Source organism: Lentilactobacillus buchneri, assembly GCF_018314255.1.
Lineage (GTDB): Bacteria > Bacillota > Bacilli > Lactobacillales > Lactobacillaceae > Lentilactobacillus > Lentilactobacillus buchneri.
The window spans coordinates 1,491,958-1,511,155 of record NZ_CP073066.1 but is presented as its reverse complement, the minus strand read 5'-3'; the positions used below and the strand labels follow the sequence as shown (position 1 = coordinate 1,511,155).

The 19,198-nt window shown below is 45.4% G+C and carries 12 protein-coding genes, 1 pseudogene and 1 riboswitch; of the genes and pseudogenes, 3 read left to right on the top strand and 10 right to left on the bottom strand.

Going from position 1 to position 19,198, the window contains the following annotated elements:
• Window positions 1–30 precede the first annotated feature (30 nt).
• Entirely contained in the window at window positions 31–3,282 is a 3,252-nt protein-coding gene (locus tag KE627_RS07145) for a S8 family serine peptidase (protein ID WP_013728904.1), read from the top strand.
• A 93-nt stretch (window positions 3,283–3,375) separates the two neighbouring features.
• Here KE627_RS07145 and KE627_RS07140 read toward each other — a convergent pair whose 3' ends face one another.
• From KE627_RS07140 to KE627_RS07125, 4 genes and pseudogenes are all read right to left on the bottom strand, one after another.
• Window positions 3,376–5,763, bottom strand: coding sequence for a phosphoketolase family protein (locus tag KE627_RS07140; protein WP_056938692.1), 2,388 nt, complete (start codon window positions 5,761–5,763; stop codon window positions 3,376–3,378).
• A 250-nt stretch (window positions 5,764–6,013) separates the two neighbouring features.
• A pseudogene (locus KE627_RS12520) lies at window positions 6,014–7,428 on the bottom strand (MFS transporter).
• 131 nt (window positions 7,429–7,559) lie between these two features.
• A complete protein-coding gene (locus KE627_RS07130) occupies window positions 7,560–7,730 on the bottom strand; it encodes a hypothetical protein (RefSeq protein ID WP_153107032.1) in 171 nt (56 codons plus the stop codon).
• Window positions 7,731–7,938: 208 nt separating this feature from the next.
• Complete coding sequence (locus KE627_RS07125) at window positions 7,939–8,670, bottom strand: GntR family transcriptional regulator (RefSeq protein ID WP_013728907.1); 732 nt, start codon at window positions 8,668–8,670, stop codon at window positions 7,939–7,941.
• Between the two features lie 121 nt (window positions 8,671–8,791).
• Between KE627_RS07125 and ybaK the strand changes: the two genes are divergently transcribed.
• On the top strand, window positions 8,792–9,292 hold the full coding sequence (ybaK, locus tag KE627_RS07120; RefSeq protein ID WP_013728908.1) for a Cys-tRNA(Pro) deacylase: 501 nt from the start codon (window positions 8,792–8,794) through the stop codon (window positions 9,290–9,292).
• Between the two features lie 4 nt (window positions 9,293–9,296).
• Window positions 9,297–10,031 (top strand): hypothetical protein, encoded by a 735-nt coding sequence (locus tag KE627_RS07115; protein WP_013728909.1) that lies wholly within the window; start codon window positions 9,297–9,299, stop codon window positions 10,029–10,031.
• Here KE627_RS07115 and KE627_RS07110 read toward each other — a convergent pair.
• The 6 genes from KE627_RS07110 to KE627_RS07085 form a co-directional block, all read right to left on the bottom strand.
• Window positions 10,024–10,665, bottom strand: a complete 642-nt coding sequence (locus tag KE627_RS07110) for an HD domain-containing protein (protein ID WP_013728910.1) — start codon at window positions 10,663–10,665, stop codon at window positions 10,024–10,026. The two genes, KE627_RS07115 and KE627_RS07110, sit on opposite strands and share 8 nt — an antisense overlap.
• A gap of 13 nt (window positions 10,666–10,678) precedes the next feature.
• Entirely contained in the window at window positions 10,679–11,284 is a 606-nt protein-coding gene (locus KE627_RS07105) for a hypothetical protein (RefSeq protein WP_013728911.1), read from the bottom strand.
• A 157-nt stretch (window positions 11,285–11,441) separates the two neighbouring features.
• Window positions 11,442–12,488, bottom strand: coding sequence for a prenyltransferase/squalene oxidase repeat-containing protein (locus KE627_RS07100; protein WP_013728912.1), 1,047 nt, complete (start codon window positions 12,486–12,488; stop codon window positions 11,442–11,444).
• A gap of 14 nt (window positions 12,489–12,502) precedes the next feature.
• Window positions 12,503–14,794 carry a DUF5776 domain-containing protein gene (locus KE627_RS07095; RefSeq protein WP_136861081.1) on the bottom strand — a complete coding sequence of 764 codons (2,292 nt, stop codon included), beginning with the start codon at window positions 14,792–14,794 and terminating at the stop codon, window positions 12,503–12,505.
• A gap of 194 nt (window positions 14,795–14,988) precedes the next feature.
• Window positions 14,989–15,173, bottom strand: a riboswitch (cobalamin riboswitch).
• A 553-nt stretch (window positions 15,174–15,726) separates the two neighbouring features.
• On the bottom strand, window positions 15,727–18,345 hold the full coding sequence (gene adhE / locus KE627_RS07090; RefSeq protein ID WP_013728914.1) for a bifunctional acetaldehyde-CoA/alcohol dehydrogenase: 2,619 nt from the start codon (window positions 18,343–18,345) through the stop codon (window positions 15,727–15,729).
• A gap of 239 nt (window positions 18,346–18,584) precedes the next feature.
• Window positions 18,585–19,112: a DUF1836 domain-containing protein gene (locus KE627_RS07085; protein ID WP_013728915.1), complete on the bottom strand. Its 528-nt coding sequence runs from the start codon at window positions 19,110–19,112 to the stop codon at window positions 18,585–18,587.
• Window positions 19,113–19,198: the final 86 nt, after the last annotated feature.

Sequence of the window (19,198 nt, the reverse complement as noted above, 5' to 3'; positions counted from 1 at the left end):
CAGTTTCACAACATTTGAGGAGGAGATCGCATGATTAATATTCGCAAACTAATCGGCTTACTGACAATTACCGGGGCACTCGGTGTTGTTTCAATCACATCCTCAAATCCAGTCCTCGCCAAACATAATCCAAAAACCACCGCAATTAAAAAAGCAACCAACCAGCCGGCCAACCAAAACGCCTTAACCAAGGGAAATGTTCCCAAGCTTTGGTCGCAAGGCTATCAAGGCCAGGGAATGGTGGTTGCGGTCATCGATAGCGGCGTGCAGAATAATCAGGAATTTCAACTATCTAGTAACACCACAGCCAAAATTTCTAAATCCCAGGCCCAAAAGTTTATCGCTCAAAGGGGTTACGGCAAATACATCAGCCCGAAGATTCCCTTCGCCTACGATTACGTCAACAATAATAACGATGACAGTTCCGCAGACAGTGTTTCCGGTTTCCATGGTCTAATGGTCGCCGGCGTTGCCGCAGCAAACGGTGTCGCACGAAGGAGCAAAGCCAAATTTGTCCAAGGAGTGGCTCCGGAAGCCCAGATTCTCAATCTGAAAGTCTACGGTGGTTTCTCTGATGAATCACCAAACGACGTTGCGCGGGCGATTTATGATGCGGTTGATCTCGGGGCAGATGTGATTAACATGTCCCTGGGGATCGGCGTCGGTAATGAATCACTCAATGATCAGGAACAAGCGGCCGTGAAATATGCGACCGATCACGGTGTTTTTGTGGCTGTCGCCGGCAGCAACTATGGGCATGCGGGCAGTATCACCACCGATTATAATGAGCAATCCAATTCAACGATTACGACTTATGAACCGGCTAACTCTGGCACCATCAGCGATCCTGCCATTTCACCATTTGCCACCACGGTTGGCGATGAAAACACCAAGCAGGGTGACAAGAGCGAGATGGATTCTTTCTCGGCTTGGGGGCCGACACCGGATTTTAAGTTAAAACCGGATGTCAGTGCGCCTGGGCAGCAAATCGCCGTTTTGGATCAAAATAATCACTTTACGACCAACACCGGGACCTCATTTGCCTCGCCGTACATTGCCGGTTCGGTAGCTCTACTCATGCAGAAATTTAAAAAAGATCAGCCAACGTTAACTGGTGCCAAACTGGTTGAGGCAGTCAAAGTAGCTCTGATGAATGCCGCCCAACCAATGGCCAACGACAAATTCAAAGGAGAACTGATTTCACCCCGGCTTCAAGGTGCCGGTCAGGTGAATGTCACCAATGCCGCTAATCTAAAGGCATCCGCCGCCGATCCAAGTGGTAACCAAGGATCAATTTCATTGAAAACAATTGGCCAAACCACCAAGTTCAACGTTGCCCTGACCAATCACAGCTCAGAGCCGTTAACCTACCATATCAACACGGCAAATGGGCCGTTTACAGAAAGCCGAAAAACCAACAATCATAATGTTGGGCCGGTTCATGACACTGCGATCCCTGGTGCCACACTGCAATCCGCCAATGATACCGTCACCGTTAACCCCGGCAAAACGCAGCTGGTTCCTTTTACCCTCGATTTGGGCAGCCAAGCTAATTTGAATAGCGTCGCTGAAGGTTATCTAACTTTTGAAAATGCCGATTCAAATCAAAATTTGACGGTTCCCTATTTCGGCTACTATGGGGATCCAACTGATGAGCAGGTTGTCGATAAACCCGCCAATCAGGCTGACAGTATTTTCAACGGTGGCTACCTAATGGACACTCAGGATATGCCGCTGGGATTGAGTGACCGAACCTCTCTGGCCAGTTGGTTGAACACCTTGAAGGATCCGGACGAACTGCGAGACGATATGCCGGAAAAAATCCAATCCGACAAGGTGGCCTTCTCACCCAATGGGGACGGCCATTCCGATGCCATCAGTCCATACGTGTTCACCACCCAGAACCTCCAAAACGTCACTGCTGAGATTACCGATGCCAGTGGCAAGGTCATCAGAACCGTCGACAATGAAACCAACACCCAGAAATCAATTGAAGAAGCCGGTTCCGGCTACATTGACGATTTAACCCTTTCGCCTTCGATGCGCTTGAACCCCAAGGCATTGAATTGGAATGGGATGACTTATAATCAGTCAACCGGTAAGATGACGGTGGTTCCAGATGGTCAGTACCACTACGTCTTACAAACCACCAATTTCAACGATGGCGCCAAGCAGCAGCAAGAATACAGTCTTCCGGTCAAAGTCGACACGGTTGCGCCAAAGATTACCAAGGCAACTTATCGGAACGGCCGACTGGCGGTGAACTACTCCGACGTTGGGGTTGGCTTTACTTCAATATCGACACTTGCCGTCCAAATTGGTCATCAGTCTGCAGGCGTCAGCTTGAACAATTCTGGCCAATCAAATACCGGCAGCCTGGTCTACAAACTGTCGGAGGCCAAGCAACGCGCACTCAAGCAAGCTAAAGGCAAACTAAAGATGACGTTGGCCGACGTTGCCGGTAACCAAACCAAGCGTTCGATCAAAGTCAGTCCAAAGATGTATAACCACGTTCAAACGTCATCAACCCCTGGTTCCAAGCTTGTCTGGACATTGAAAACCGATGACTTGGAATCAATGATGAGTCACGATAAGTATGCGGTGACCACCCGTTTCTCACCAACTAAGGGGATTACATTTAAAGGGTTAAACGACAATGACTTCACCTTAATCAACGCAGCCAGCAACGTGTATGATCCGCAGACCCATCAACTAACGATTGCTGGGAAAGCGGCTAACCCGAAGTCGAAGTTAACCATTTTACGCAGCCCCAACCAAAATGCGAAAATTAACCAAGTGAAAATTTCAAAAACTGGGTCTTTCAAATTTGAGATGCCAATTAATCCAACGACCCAGCAAGGGATCGGCTACATCCTAAAAGTACCCAAGAAGCATCAGTGGACAACGGCCAAAGGTACTCTCGTGGTTATTGCCGACACAACCGCCCCTACGCTGAATTTATCGATGCCTGACAATGTTTCCGAAACCTCACAGAACCACTATCAATTAACAACTTCGAATGATCAATTCACCATCAGCGGTACTGTGAATGATAACGTTGATGGCTATCGCCTCTTGATCAATGGCAACAATCTTTTCCATGAGCAAAATAACGCGGGTTGGGTGAACCACCAAGATTTGGGTGCCAATCCCAATCCCCACAGTCCTCATCAATTCACTCAGACCTTTAACCTGAATCAGGGAACAAATATCTTCCAGGTTTCTGCCGTTGATGAGACTGGTAATCAAATCACAAAAACAATTACCGTTACCCGCGAGTAATTCTCAAATATATATGTATCAAAAAAGGAGCTCGAAATCATTTCTGATTTCGAGCTCCTTTAAGGTTTTAGTAAGCATTAAGTCGTAATGAAATTACTTCTTAAGGCCTTCCCACTTCCAGTCAACAACTTCTGGAAGATCAGTACCTTCTTGACGGATGTAAGCATTGTGCTTATCAACCATGTCGTTCATACGTTGGATGAAGTAACCACCCTTAACAGTGTAAGCTGGAATATCTTGAACAGCTTCCTTTGCAAGGTCGAAACGATCCAATTGGTTCAAGACACGCATGTCGAATGGTGTAGTGATATCACCATTTTCACGGTAGCCATGAACGTGAAGGTTATGGTTGTGACGATCGAAGAAGATATCCTTGATAAGGTCTTCGAAGCCATGGAATGCGAAGATAACTGGCTTGTCAGTAGTGAACAAGTTGTCAAATTCTTCATCACTCAAACCACGAGGGTCAACCTTAGGTGAACGAAGCTTCAAGAGATCAACAACGTTGATGAAACGAATCTTCATTTCTGGGAATTCCTTGTTCAAGATTGAGATAGCAGCCAATGCTTCCAAGTTAGGTTCTGAGCCTGCGGCAGCAAAGACAACATCTGGTTCTTGACCTTGGTCAGTTGATGCCCAATCGATGTAGCCAAGACCATTCTTAACGAGGTTTTGAGCTTCATCCATTGTGTACCATTGACGACGTGGGTGCTTTGAAGTAACGATTAAGTTAATCTTCTCGTAAGTTCTAAATGCAACATCACCAACAGCTAACAATTCGTTAGCATCAGCTGGAAGATACTCACGGATGAATTCAGGCTTCTTCTCAGCTAAGTGAGTTAACATACCTGGATCTTGGTGGGTATAACCATTGTGATCTTGCTGGAATACTGTTGAAGTATCAACAAAGTTCAATGAAGGATATTGCTTTCTCCAGTATTGTTCTGAAGCTTTACGTAACCACTTGAAGTGTTGAGTCAACATTGAGTCAACTACTCGTCCGAATGATTCGTAAGTAGCAAAGAATCCATGACGACCAGTCAATACATAACCTTCAAGCCAACCTTCTGCTTGGTGTTCTGAAAGTTGTGAATCGATAACACGGCCGTGGTTTGAAAGATCTTCATCAAATGGTTCGTGAATGTCTTCCATCCATTGACGCTTAGAGTCATCAAGCAAGCTGTAAAGACGGTTTGACTTAGTTTCGTCAGGACCGAATCCACGGAAGCTGGTAGGGTTAAGTTCTGCAACCTTTTCCAACCAGTTTGACCATTCAATCATATCTTGCTTCTGAGTTACACCACGATCGAATTTAACTTCGAAGTCGCGAACATCAGGGAGCTTCAATGGTTCTGGTTTGATACCACCGTTAGTGATTGGGTTAACTGACATCCGCTTGTCGCCCTTAGGTGCAACTGCACGGATTTCTGGTTTAACAGTACCATTTTCATCAAATAATTCTTCAGGCTTGTATGACTTCAACCAGTCATTCAGCAAGTCTTTGTGTTCCATTGAACCTGCGGCAACAGGAATTGGAACTTGGTGAGCACGGAATGAACCTTCGATAGGGTTACCATCGAGATCCTTCTTAGGACCAGTCCAGCCTTTAGGTGAACGGAAGATAATCATTGGCCAGTTAGGTAACTTAACGTTATCTGGTGTTTCGTTTTCACGAGCATTCTTTTGAATTGACTTAATCTCTTCAATAACATGGTCAAGGGTCTTGGCAAATTCTTCTTCAACCTTGGCATGGTCTGTATCAGCAGTTGCTTCAACAAAGTATGGATCCCAGCCCATTCCTTTAAAGTAACTAGTTAAGTCTTCGTCACTCATACGTGAAAGGATAGTAGGGTTTGAAATCTTGAAACCGTTCATGTTAATGATAGGAAGAACAGCACCATCAGTAATTGGGTTGATGAACTTGTCAGAGAACCATGAAGCAGCCAATGGGCCGGTTTCTGATTCACCATCACCAATTTCAACAGCAGCGATTACATCTGGGTTGTCTAAGATAGCACCGGTACCATGTGAAAGTGAGTAACCAAGTTCTCCACCTTCATGGATTGAACCTGGTGTTTCTGGTGCGGCATGAGAAGCAACTCCACCTGGGAATGAGAATTGCTTGAATAATTTAGCCATACCTTTTTCATCTTGGCTGATGTTTGGATAGATATCTGAGTAGCTACCGTCAAGATATGAGTTGGAAACCATAACTTGGCCACCATGACCTGATCCTTCGATGTAGAACATGTTCAAATCGTATTTGTTGATAACACGGTTCAATTCTGCATAGATAAGGTTTTGTGATACGATAGTTCCCCAGTGACCAATAGGCTTAACTTTAACGTCTTTGGCTTCAAGAGGTCGCTTAAGTAATGGGTTGTCGCGCAAGAACAACTGACCTACTGAAAGGTAGTTAGCGGCACGCCAGTACTTGTCAACAAGTTCCAAATATTCTTTGGAATCGTAATCTACTGTCATTAATTAACACTCCTTCTTCGATTTAGCAACAAACTTCTGTATAGAATGTCCGTAAAATTCACCAACTGTTTCTTGATCAATTTACATCACTAATACTAAACGATATTTTCAAAAAGTCAACCTTTTAGAAAATTGATACGGTCCAATATTTAGTGGGCGAAAATCCTATACTTATGTGCCATTATGGACGCTAACAAATATTTAGTCCACTATTATTAATATTTTGTAACAAAATTTTCGAACATTTTACTCACGTATTTTTCCGTTTGAAATTGACGGCCACTTGGACGATAAACAATAGAACAAAAATCGCCGTTGTGATCCAAAATGTGAATCGCATTCCAAAAATGAATGCTTCTGGTTGAGCAACTGGATAATCAATGGTTGAGTGGCCGAGATTCATACTGATACCAGTAAATAGCAGGATGTTTGCGAAAATCGCTCCAACTGTCATCCCGGTATTCCGCGAGAACCCCAGCAGTCCACTGGCAACGCCCAGCTGATCTTTTGATACCGAGTTCATAACCAGCACGTTGGTTGGTGCTTGAAACAGGCCGTTGCCCAAGCCAACAAAACCAAGCCAGAGACATAAGATCAATAGAGGTGTTGTATGGTTAACGCTCGCCAACCCCGCCTGACTTATGATGAGCATCGCCAAGGAAATCGCCGCAATCCGGTGTGATCCGAATCGGTCGCTGAGCCACCCGGCAAACGGTGAGACGATAATTTGAATGATGGGAAAACTGATCAAAATCAAGCCGGCCAGGTCGGTGGTGATGAATCGATTCTGCTCCAAATAGATTGGTTCGATGATGTTGACGACAAAATTAATTCCATAAACTAAAATCGTCGCAACAGGCTCAGCGAAAAATCAATATTGCTGAATAAATGAAAATTCATGACCGGATCGGCTGCCCGTTTTTCCAAATAAATAAAGATAATCAGTAAAATGATTGTCGCAATCATCAAGCTGAGAAAAATCAAACTCATGAAACCAACTTGTTGACCTAAAATGAGGCCCATAAATAAACTGCCGGCCATAAAAATCAAAACCAGCATCCCCCAAGCGTCGATTTTACCAGCAGTTGTTGCTTCAGCTTTCGGCAGCACAATTTGGCCAAGGATAATTGCCGCGATCCCGACCGGCACGTTGACCCAAAAGATGTAGTTCCAGGGAAGGTAAGTTAGGATGAGGCCGCCCAGACCCGGTCCGGCGATACTCCCAAGGGCGACCACCGAACCAAAGCTGCCAAGTGCCAGTCCCCGCTGTTCTTTAGAAAAGGTCTCGGTGATAATTCCGGCGTTGGTGCTCAACGTCATGCTGGCACCCAAAGCTTGAATTCCCCGCATGATCAAGATCCAGACAAACCCCAGATTGATGCCGCAGAATAGGGAAGCGATAGTAAAAATCACGGTGCCAATCTTAAAAACCCGGGCTTTGCCCAACATGTCACCCAACTTGCCAAATGGCAATAAGAACATGCACGTCACAATTAGGTAACTTGAGGCCACCCACGTCACTTGGGCAGTCGGCACCGCCATTGCTCGGGACATGACCGGCAATGCAATGTTGACGATGCTGCTGGTGAGTGTCGACATGAATGACAATAAGACGACGGCGGTGAAAATCCACCATTGATTTTGCTGATTGACTTGCCTGGCCATGCTGCGTGCCTCCTCCCGAAGATTCAAAACTTTCATCTATAGGATAGGCTTTTTCAGTGGCGTGGTTGGAAAATTTGCTCACAAAAATACTGCAGGAATCACTGTGTGACTCACTGCAGTAGAATAAAGATTTAATGAAACATATGTGACATAACTTCGGTGCCCATTGGCGTGGCAACAATCGCCGCAAAGATCAGTAGTAAGATGCCGATGACCATGAATACGCCTTTAACTGCTGGGCGATTTTTTTGTCTCAGACCATAGATTAAAATGAGTAGGCCTAGGATTGCGATGATTAGCATGATGTAGAACCCCGTGGGATCACCTTCTTTTGGTTGAGTGGTTCTGGGTGTTGGCTTTTTGCTCTTTTGAAAATATCTTTTACCGAGCCGAAATGGGCTCCGACGGGCCAGATGCTAACTTCTAAACCCGCTTTGGTTCAAACCCAAACCCGGGGTTTCAACCAAAGCTGGCTTAGAAACCGCATCTCCCGGCCCTCGTCGCCCTCTGCTACTTATCCTCATCCAAATTCACAAAGGTATTATAATTCAAATACTTATAATGAATGCGCATATTTGAAACTTCAAACGGCGTGCCATCATCCAAGAAGAAAATACCTTCCATCACGCCAACTGGTTCGACCGGCTTCAAGCCCAACAACTGCTGGTCTTCTTTGGTCGATGGATCCGCTGTGATGGTCATAAATGACTTGGTAACCGAGTTGCCGGTTGCGTCTTCAAAATAGTTGAAGATTGAGCCCTCCACTCGTTCGCTGTTGAGTTCCGGCGCCACTCGAATTGGGATATAGCCGAGTTCAATCATGAATGGTTTGTCGTCAAACGATCGCAGCCGCTTAATCTCGTACACAAATTCACCCGGATTTAAAAACAATTCGGTTTGAAGCTCTTCGCTTGCGGGAACGACCTTAAAATCCAACAACTTAATTTTAGGCGTCTGACCATCACTCTTAAAGCTGTCAGTAACCCCCAGGTTGGATCCCTCGTATTGAAAAATCGTCTGATTCTTCTGATATAGCGGGTTAATAAAGGTTCCAGAACCCCGCTTTTTAAAAATAATGCCTTGGTTTGCCAAAACATTCAACGCGCGTTTAATTGAACTGCGGCTAACACCATAGGATTCGCTGAGGCTTCGTTCATCCGGCAGCTTCTTTGAGGCAAATTCATTGGCCTGAATGCGCTCCTTCAAATCCTTCATGATATTGCGATATACTAAATCAGCCATTTGTGCTCCTTATTAAATCGTTAAATTGATCTATTATCAATAAAGTATAACAGATTATCATCTTTTGTTCAGACAGAATCGTTTTGCCGATTGTGCTAAAATATCCCTGAGGTGTTATCAAATGTCAAAAAAGAAGAAAAATAAAGTTCATAAAACATTAGTCGAACAAATTCTCGATAAGCACAAAATTCCTTTTGAACAGATGGAATTTCCCACCCACAAAGAAGGCGACGTCGAACAAATCAGCGTCGACCACGTGGATACTGACGAGCACCAGATTTTTAAAACTCTGGTCTTCTCCGGCAAAACCACTGGCCCGGTTGTCGGTGTGGTTCCGGTCGACGAACACTTGGACGAAAAAAAGCTCGCCAAAGTTTCCGGCAACAAGAAAGTTAATCTTGTACCGTTGAAAGACTTGTTGAAGACGACCGGCTACCAGCACGGTGCCAACACGCCAATCGGGATTTGGGAAAAGTTCCATTACCCCATTTATGTCGACCAGGAAGCCAAGGAGATGGGGGAAATCATCGTCTCATCTGGACAAATCGGCCGTTCAGTTAAGGTTGACTCCCAGCAGATGGTCGACCTGATCGGCGGCAAATTCGCCGACATAAAGGAATGATTGAATGCTCAAAGATATTCTAACAAATATTGGTTTGGTACTCGGATTAATGATCGGAGTACCATTTCTTTTTATCTATCTATTGTCATCCATCAACCACGGCACCAAGCAACGGATTGCCAATCAATTTGGTATTGGCGGACAAATCGGCTTTGGCTTTCTGGGGATTATCATTCATGAAGCCAGCCACTTATTGGTAGCGTTAGTCTTTGGCCACCATATTGATCAGTTTCGCTTGTTGCGAGTACCAACGGCAGACAATAATACCCTGGGATACGTCCACCACACTTGGAACAAACGCAATCTCTACCAAAATATGGGTAATCTATTCATCGGCGTCGCGCCCATCTTTGGCTGCTGTTTATCTGTCCTGCTGCTGGCAAAATACTTCATCCCCGAAGTCTACCAATCATTGATGACGACTGCTGAACAGCCGCTGAGTCAACTAATCGTGGTGCTGCCGACTTTTAACTGGCTTTCGATGGGCTTATTTCTGATAATTGCTGCCAACATCTGTATTGGTGGTTTTGATTTGAGCCCCGCCGACTTCGACAATTCCAAACAGGGATTCTGGCAGGGGGTCATCTGCTTAACATTACTGGCCGTCATCATCTCGCTCACCCCACTCCAAGCGCCGTTTTTCAGCTTACTAATCCGTTTGACGGTGATTATCGTGGTCATTTCACTATTTAATTTACTGATTTCAATCGTGATGAACCTGATTTTTCGGTTTATTTAGTGCCATTCCATTCGTCGACAAATTCGCCCACAAAGTCTTGCATGACCTGTTGGCGGTGTTCGGCGATTTTTTTGGCGGTTGGCGTGTTCATCTGATCTTTGAGTTTGAATAATTTCTCGTAAAAATGGTTAATGACCGTCCCGCGCTTACGGTATTCAGCCTTATCCATTCCCGTCCGCGGCATAATCCGTGGATTATACATAATTTCACCGAAGTGGCCGCCAAAATAAAAGGTCCGGGCAATCCCAATCGCGCCAATTGCGTCAAGACGGTCGGCATCCTGAACGATCTGCCCTTCAATCGACAAGTGGTGGTGGGTCTTCAGATTGGCACTGTAGGACATGTTATCAATGATTTCGAATACTTGCTTAACAAACGCCTCATCATAACCAACGCCAATCAATTCATCAGCAATTGCCTTGCGTTTGGCAGCCGGATTGGTGGTGACTTTATCATCACTCACGTCATGCAGGTAAGCCGCAATGATTACCAATGACTCATCAGCATCCTCACCTTTTAAAATCAACTTGGCCAAACTGACCACCCGCTCAATGTGCGTGTAATCGTGGCCAGTGGTTTCGTACCCAAGCTCCTTTTGAACAAACCCGCGGATTTGTCTTAGTCCATTAATCATTTGAAAACCCCTTTTAAATATTTATCAAGATGCTAAAAATCACTCGAAGAATCAAAATCCCCCAGAATAACTGCCAATAGCGCAGATATGTATGTTTAAGCGATGCGAACCAGGTGACGAAAAACGTCCACCAGTGGACCCGACTGCGATTTTGGCCATAAAAGTCGCTCATTTCTGCAATCATCACGAAAAGCAACAAGTGCAGCATCATCAACAGAAGCAAGTCGATGACGTAGGCTGTCGCCAAATACCATCGAGCACCACTTGAAGCAATCTGAAATGATGAAGCGACCAGGGAACCCAGTCCGGCAACATTTAGCGCCCCAGCCAAACTTAACCAAACAGATGAGAGAATGTAGGTCGGAATCAGTGATAGCAAAAGCAGCGGCAGGATCAGCCGGGTATCACTGACCAGCTCTTGGGCAGTTATTGAGGGAATCGCACCGATTAATGACCGAATAGATGGCATAACCTGAATTTCACTAGCACCAAATTGAAACCGCGTACCCAAAAAGAAGACGACTGCCGCAACTGCCCAAACAATCACAAAAAAGTTCTTCCGGTAGGCTGTCGCGATCGAGACCAGCTGTGTTTTAAGATTGGAACGAGTATTCCCCAATTTGAAATCCCCCTACTTTATTCAAACAACTATTAGTATACCCTTGCACCGTCAAAGCTGAAATAGCCGTGCTAGAAACGGTTATTCTCTGCTCAACCACAAAAAGCCGTCAATCCGAGAATGCTCATGGATTGACGGCTTCATTAAGCATGTCACTTTATTGAATTGAATAGACTGACTGGCCCTTCAAGGCCGCCTTATAAGCTGCAACTGCCAAGTTGACCTGGCCGACGCCATACAACTGACTAGTGGCATTTTTAATCGAGCCGGTTTTGTTCACATACGTCAACATAGCATACAACGGAGTTGCCTTTTGTCCAGCGTGCATAGCTGTGCTGTTAACATATTTTTTGGTGCTTGACCCATTCGCCAGGGCAATGATCGCCTCAGCCGTTGAATTGGCATTTGGGGTGGTCTTGCCGTTAAATGTGTATCCGAAAGCACCATTACTTTGTGTCAGACCGTACAAGAACTGCTGGCCTTTCTTGATGCTTGATTCAACCGGACTGGTTGTTGATTGTCCTCGTGATAATCCAGTCAAAACCATACTCGTCGTATCGGCGTCCTTAGCTCCTTGTGCGTTGTTATAGGTCCAGCCATTATTCTTCAGTTGAACCTTTACCAACCGGGAACTCAAGCTGGCCTTGCTAAATTTGGCATTGCTGGGACGTTTGAAATGATTGCTCATCGATACGGCAATCAAGGTTTCGGCCTGAGAACTGGCCGTCTGCTTGGCAACGCTGCTTCGATACAGTCGTGAGACCAAGTTAATGCCCGTTTTATGGCCATACGGCTTGTAGTTCTGCGCGTTCATCCCCATGGCTTGGACGGCCATCACGGCATTGGCCAAAGTTGCGGCGGTGCTATTGCTCTTAATGACCAAGTTTTTCCTCAGGAGATTCTTTTCGCCTGTGGTGAATTGATAATGGTTCCCTTTCAGACCCAGTAAGAAATCAGAATAACCAGAGGAAGCCCCGGTTTCTGAGTAAAGTTTCCGGCTGAAAATCGAGCTGGTCTTACCAGACAAACCCGTCTTGTTTTCTTTAAGCATCTTCTTTGCGTAGGCGTATGTCAGTGCAGTCCGGCGGTGAATCGTTGACGTGCTGGCCTTATGAATGGAAGCTGCACCGGCATTGGCCGTCAAGGTGACGGTCATGACCACTGCACTAATCGAAGCTAAAATATTTTTAGTTAATTGATTCATTTTGAATACCCCTCTTATTTATTGTAATTCAGAGAAATCCGGTCACCATTGGCCACCACATAGGCACCAATCGATGTATTGGGCTGGTTACCATTAATCGAGTAAAGCCAGCCGGTCATCGTGCCGGCGGGGCCGGCGTTATAGCCGTTAATCCCTTTCACATAAGCCGTGATGCCGGAGCCGACCGTTGTGATCGACATGTTGTGCTGAGAAGCCAGCGCATTCAAAGCATCCAGCGCGGTGGCGCCTTTGGCAAGGGTAATGCTGCCACTGGCCAGCACTGATCCGTTGGCATTGACACTTACCGTGACCGTTTCGGTGGTGGCATTCGTATTCGTACCTGAATTGTCGTTAGTGGTCCCGGAAGTGTTGGTCGACGAAGAACTAGCATTGTTGGACCCGGTTGGCGTCGTAGTTGGCACGCTCGGAGTGGTAGTTGTCGTGGACGACGAACTGGACGTTGAGGTCGTCGGTGATGGCGCCGTGGCAACCGGCGTTCCAGCTGCATCGGTATTCTGGCCGCTGGTCTTGGCAATCTTGGTTGCCAGAACCAACCGTTTATTGGCTGACACGTACCGGCCATTGGTGAGTTGCAATCGGGACGTGTGCCCATAGTCGACCACTTTTTCAACATTTAACGACCGATTCTTTTTAACGTGTTTCTTTCGCCCGCTTAGTTGTCGATTACTGTATTCATTGATGCCCTTTGGATTAAGAACCTTAACCCGGGTGACTTTGGCTGAGTAGTAGGCACCAGTCAAATATTTCGCAGCCGAAAGCATGTAGCCGGTCTTGCCACTCCTCAAATCTCTAACCCGATAAATGGCATGACCCTGTTGGTTAGTCGTCTGCTTGAGGACCAAAAACATTGGCCGATTAATGCGGGCCTGCTTCTTGTAGATTTTAGTCAGCTGACGCTTATTAAAATCGGTACTCTTGTAAAGCTTAACGGTCGTTAAAGCATAAACAACCGATCCCTTGGCACTCTTGGCCTTCTTGGTTGTGGTCGGTTTAGTGACCGGTACCGCAGATGATGAACTGGAAGCCACTGAAGAACTCGATGAACTTGGGGCGCTGTTAATAATTGTCGTGTAGTTATTGGTAATCGTCGTGCCACTGCTGGACGAAGCTGCACTTGAATCAACGACTTTGACATTGTTAATTTCCGCAACACCAACTGCCCGATCGGCAATCGCCGCTTCATCGGTTGTATCAGCATTAATCTTGGTAATGTAGTTCTCAAGCGTTTGGTTAATCGTGCTGATCGCAGTTGCTTTGTCGGTAGCTGACGATTGTGAATCATTGTTGATTGCTTGCCGTTTGGTCGTTGCAGCCGCATTAAGTTTTGCCAGTTCCCGCGCTCTAAAGGTTGGGTTTTCGCCAAAATTAAAGATCCACCCCTGGCCGCCGTCTTTGGTAAATTTCGCTTGTTCCAACGTGTAAGTTGCCTGCTGGAGCAGCATGGAGTTACTGTCAGCACTAATATCTTTCTGGTCCAATAACCGTTGAACCGGTGCTTGATAATCAGATTTACCGTTTAATGATGTGTAGACGTCAACACCGGCAGCGGCAAGGGCGTTAACCATCGTAATGTTATTGTACTGATCTTCCTTATTGGTCTGATTCCCAAAGCCACCATTTTGTTGATAATAATCATTTTCAATCACACTAACCGCTTTTTGAATGGCAGCTGGAACTCCAGGCTGATCCATATTCATAGAAAGAGCTTGAATAGCACGGGCCGTCAGGTCAACATTTCCCCATGAGGACGTCCAGATTCCAGCAGCTGGATCGCGGTCGGCCAAGATCTGTTTAGTCAAAGTAGCCCGCGCCGTTTCGCTGGCTTTACCATAACTGCCGGTACTCAATGCTTCAAGATCGTTAACCAAGGTGTACAAACTCGGTTTGGCAATTTTGGCCAATGGATCATTGATAACTTGACCCACAAGGTCCTTCTTTTCAACATTAGCTGGGTCTTTGCCCAGTGCTCTTAAGCCAATGACCCCGGCAACATCTGAGACACCGCTCGGATCTTGCACAGTTCCGCTTAAGAATCCATTAGTGGTGATGATATCCTGATAAGCATTTTGGGCCTGAGCATCAGTGATGCCATTATCACTCGTCGCCAAAATCATGGCATCCCAAGCATCCAAGGTATCCTTTTGAGCGGTCAGCTTAACGCCGGTCGTAATCGCCGAATCAACATCAGCGGCGGTATCAGCTTGGGCGAAGGCTTCGCCACCAACAAATACCAGGAACATCCCGACTACCAGTGATACCCAATAAATAAACTGTTTCTTCTTCATACCTGCGCGCTCCTCCAAATCATGAAATAGTGATGGTACCCTCAACAAAAAATGAACACAACAAAAAAGCCTGGCTAGTTAGACTAGCCAGGGCCGTTTCTCAATCACTAATAACCTAAATTCAGATATTGAATCAGAGCACACAAAAATATCCGAGAAATACGCTATTAATTGACAAAGCCGACCCTAAGAAGCTTTGCAATCGGCATAACAAACGTATCCTGACTTGATCTCGTCCTACAACTGTCCTCTTTCCAGGGTGACCCAGTGAGTTGTGACAGCTTCGTCAATCTTACAGTAGCGAAGGGGCTGTAAAGGATTTGCACCTTTTTCCGTTTTACTATGCTTCTTAACATGAAAATTATAGCATGGAATTTGGGTGGATTTAGAGTAATTGAGAAATTTATTGATAATGGGGCTAATTGTTTCCTGGCTTGAGAAGGTGACGCTCCTCTTTTTTTGCTGGAGAGATATTGGTTTCTGCGAGGACTGGGCTGTTTTTGTGGACAGCTACGCAAAACAGCAGAATCTAAATTAGAGAAGAGCCCCAGCCACGCGAGTAATCGCGCAACTGGGAATCTGGTCCACGGTTACCAAGTGATCGATACTATTCAATTGATTGCTTCTTTAAGGATTTTCCCAGTTTGAGTCTGCTTTTGAGGACAGCTACGCAAAACAGCAGAATCTAAATAAGAGAAGAGCCCCAGCCACGCGAGTAATCGCGCAACTGGGAGTGTTTTCCGCGGTTACCAAGTTGAGAATGCTATTTAATTGTTTGTTTATTTAAGGATTCTCCCAGTTTGAGTCTGCTTTTGAGGACAGCTACACAAACCAGCGATACCTAAATAAGAAAAGATTCCCAGCCACGCGAGTAATCGCGCAACTGGGAATCTTTTCTTATTTAGGTATCGCTAAGCGGTTTGCTTCGCTCACTATTTTTCCACATTAGTCCCCTCATAATCGTCAATCATCAACTGTTTCAAATCGGCAATCAAAGGTTCCTTTGGGTTAGCAGTCGTGCATTGGTCTTCGTATGCTAATACTGCAAGACGGTCAACTGCTGCATCGAATTTGGCTTTATCAACGCCCCAAGCCTTCAAGCTTAAGGTAACGCCAACTTCGTGAGCCAACTTGATAATTCTTTGAACTAATCCTTCGATTAACTCATCGTCGTTCTTACCTTGGATCCCAACGTATCTGGCAATTTCTGCGTAGTCCTTGTTGGCACGGAAGTACTCATACTTAGGCCATACGGCGATCTTTTCCGGTAATTTGGCATTGTATCTGATAACGTGTGGCATCGTGATTGCAATGGCAATTCCGTGGGTTAAGCCGAATTCCCCACCCAGTTTGTGGGCGATTGAATGGTTAATTCCCAGGAACGCGTTACCAAATGCCATTCCGGCTAAGGTTGCGGCGTTATGCATTTCTTCTTTAGCGTGCATGTTGCCATTGTATGAGTCTGCCAAGTTGTCAAATACCAGCTTGATGGCTTGCAGTGACAATGGACGAGTGTAATCAGATGCCATGGTTGAAACGAATGATTCGATTCCGTGGCATAAAGTATCCAATCCGGAAGCGGCAATGTTACCCTTTGGAACAGTTTCCACAAATTGTGGGTCAACAATCGCTACATCAGGTGTCAAAGCATAGTCAGCTAATGGGTACTTAACGTGGGTCTTTGAGTCAGTGATAACAGCGAATGGGGTTACTTCTGAACCAGTACCGGAAGTCGTTGGGATAGCGATCATTTGCGCCTTCTTAGGCTTGTTGAAACGGTATGCCCGCTTTCTGATATCGATGAACTTCTGCTTGGCGCCGAAGAAACTCGTCTTAGGATCCTCGTAGAATAACCACATGTTCTTGGCAGCATCCAATGGTGAACCACCACCCAAGGCGATGATTGTGTCAGGCTTGAATGCGTTCATTTGACGAACACCCTTTTCAACTGTGTCAGTGGTTGGATCTGGCTCAACACCTGAGAACAGTGAGTATTCGATTGGGTTTGGACGGCGTTTCAATTCATCAAGCACCTTGTCAACGTAGCCAAATTCAACCATTTCTGGACTGGTAACGATGAATACCTTGTTAATGCCAGGCATGTCCATGAGGTAACGAACTGAAGTCTTTTCAAAGTAAACCCGAGGTAACTTAATCCATTGCATATTATTTCGTCTCTTTGCGATAGTTTTGATGTTCAAAAGGTCATAGTCGGTAACGTTATGAGAAATTGAGTTGGCACCCCATGAGCCAGTTCCCAATGTCAATGATGGGGTCATTTCGTTATAAAGGTTACCAATTCCACCGAAGCCGCCTGGTGTGTTAACCAGAACCCGGGCTGCCTTCATCTGCTTACCAAATTCCAAGGCCAAGTCGTCGTCCAGAGTTTGGATGCCGGCAGTGTGGCCCATTCCACCAAAGTGAAGTAATTCGTCACAGAGTTTGAAACCTTCTTCATGGTTCTTAGCTTTGTAAATACTGATCACTGGGCTGAGTTTTTCAGCTGACAGTGGGTACTTAGGACCAACGCCAGTAATTTCAGCAGCCAGAACTTTGGTGTTGTCAGGTACTTTAATACCAGCCAGTTTGGCAATCCCTTTAGCTGATTTGCCGGCGATTGGACCCTTAACACTGCCAGTCTTAGGGTTGAACATTGCTTCTGCCAATTTGTCATGGTCCTTCTTATCAACAAAGAAGACACCGTTCTTAACTAATTCCTTCTTAACTTCAGCGTAGATATCAGAATCGATAACCGCGCTGTTTTCAGTGGCACAGATCATACCATTATCAAAGGTCTTTGAGAGCACCAGGTCGTTAACAGCACGCAAGATGTTGGCAGTCTTTTCGATGTAAACCGGACCGTTACCAGGACCAACACCCAATGCCGGCTTACCAGTTGAGTAAGCAGCTTTAACCATGCCTGGACCACCAGTTGCCAGGGTACTTGCGACACCTGGGTGGTTGATTAATTTCGTTGTGGCTTCGATACTTGGTTCTTCAATCCATTGAATGCAGCCTTCGGGAGCGCCGGCAGCAATCGCAGCGTCGCGAACAATCTTAGCGGCTGCAATTGATGACTTCAATGCTTGTGGGTGGAAACTGAAGATGATTGGGTTTCGAGTCTTCATTGAAATAATTGATTTGAATAAGGTGGTTGAAGTTGGGTTGGTAACTGGTGTAATTCCGGCCAGGACACCCAAAGGTTCAGCAACGGTGATTAATTGACGTTCTTTATCGTCTTTAATGACACCAACTGTTTTGTGATCACGAATGCTGTGCCAAACTTCTTCAGTGGCGTACATATTCTTGATGGCCTTGTCTTCAGCAACTCCACGGCCGGTTTCTTCATAAGCCATGAGTGCCAGGTCCATGTGTTTGTCTTGGCCGGCCATTACCATTTGGTGAGTGATGTGGTCAACTTTTTCTTGGTCAAATGAATCCATAATTTCAAGTGCTTTTTGCGCTTTTGATACCAAGCCGTTGATGACAGTGTCAACATCAGTTGTGTTCGTCTTAGCTGCTTTGGTTTCTTTTACTTTATTATCAATCATTGATTTTCCTCCAATGAAAAGTTTATAGGTTGTTTGTGCTTTGTTATCTTTTTCACAATATTAATAATATCACGGATTTTTAAAATGTAAACAGTTTTGTTCAAAAAATCACAATTTATTTTTTGTAAGTGCTTGCACACTGATATAACAATATCCAAAACAAAAAGGACTTGTTCAGCAAGTCCTTTTTTTATGAAAGCGGTTCCATTATTTATATGTGAATGATTTCACGACTTTGGCTATTTGGTCACTTTCGTGAGTGGCTTTTGAATAATCGCCAAAAGTTTCTCGGATTGGATTCGGTCAATAATGACATTGACAGCCACCTGCATTAATTTGTCATTCAGATTCTTTTCTTCCAATGCCCGGCTGTTACGGCTATCCATGTTCTTGAATGAGAACATGAGCCGTTTGATAAAAGTGTCGTATGCCTGCTGCGGATAAATGTTGGCCGTCACCTGATCGATTCCGTGACGAATCGTTTCCAGGGAAAAGGCCGGCTTCAATAAGCTGATCAAAATCAGATCAGCAACCTGCATGGTCTGATACTTCCGCTTGACCGGTGCCATAATCGCTTTGTTCTTGACGTAATTGTTGATCATTGCCGGAGTGACTTTATCAATTCCGATTGGCCCCAACGTCTCGTTCACCAGTGCCACGAGTTGATCCATGTACAATTCAAATTTGGGTAAATCTGCCCACAGCGGCAATTCCACCTGCTTGAGTTTTTGTTCCCACTGCTCGTATTGTTCTTCATTGTATGCCATGTTATCACTCCTTCGAGTTTATTATACCACGTTAGCTAGTATGTGACACTAGATAGTCTAACTTGGAGTGGAGTAAGAGGCGCTTT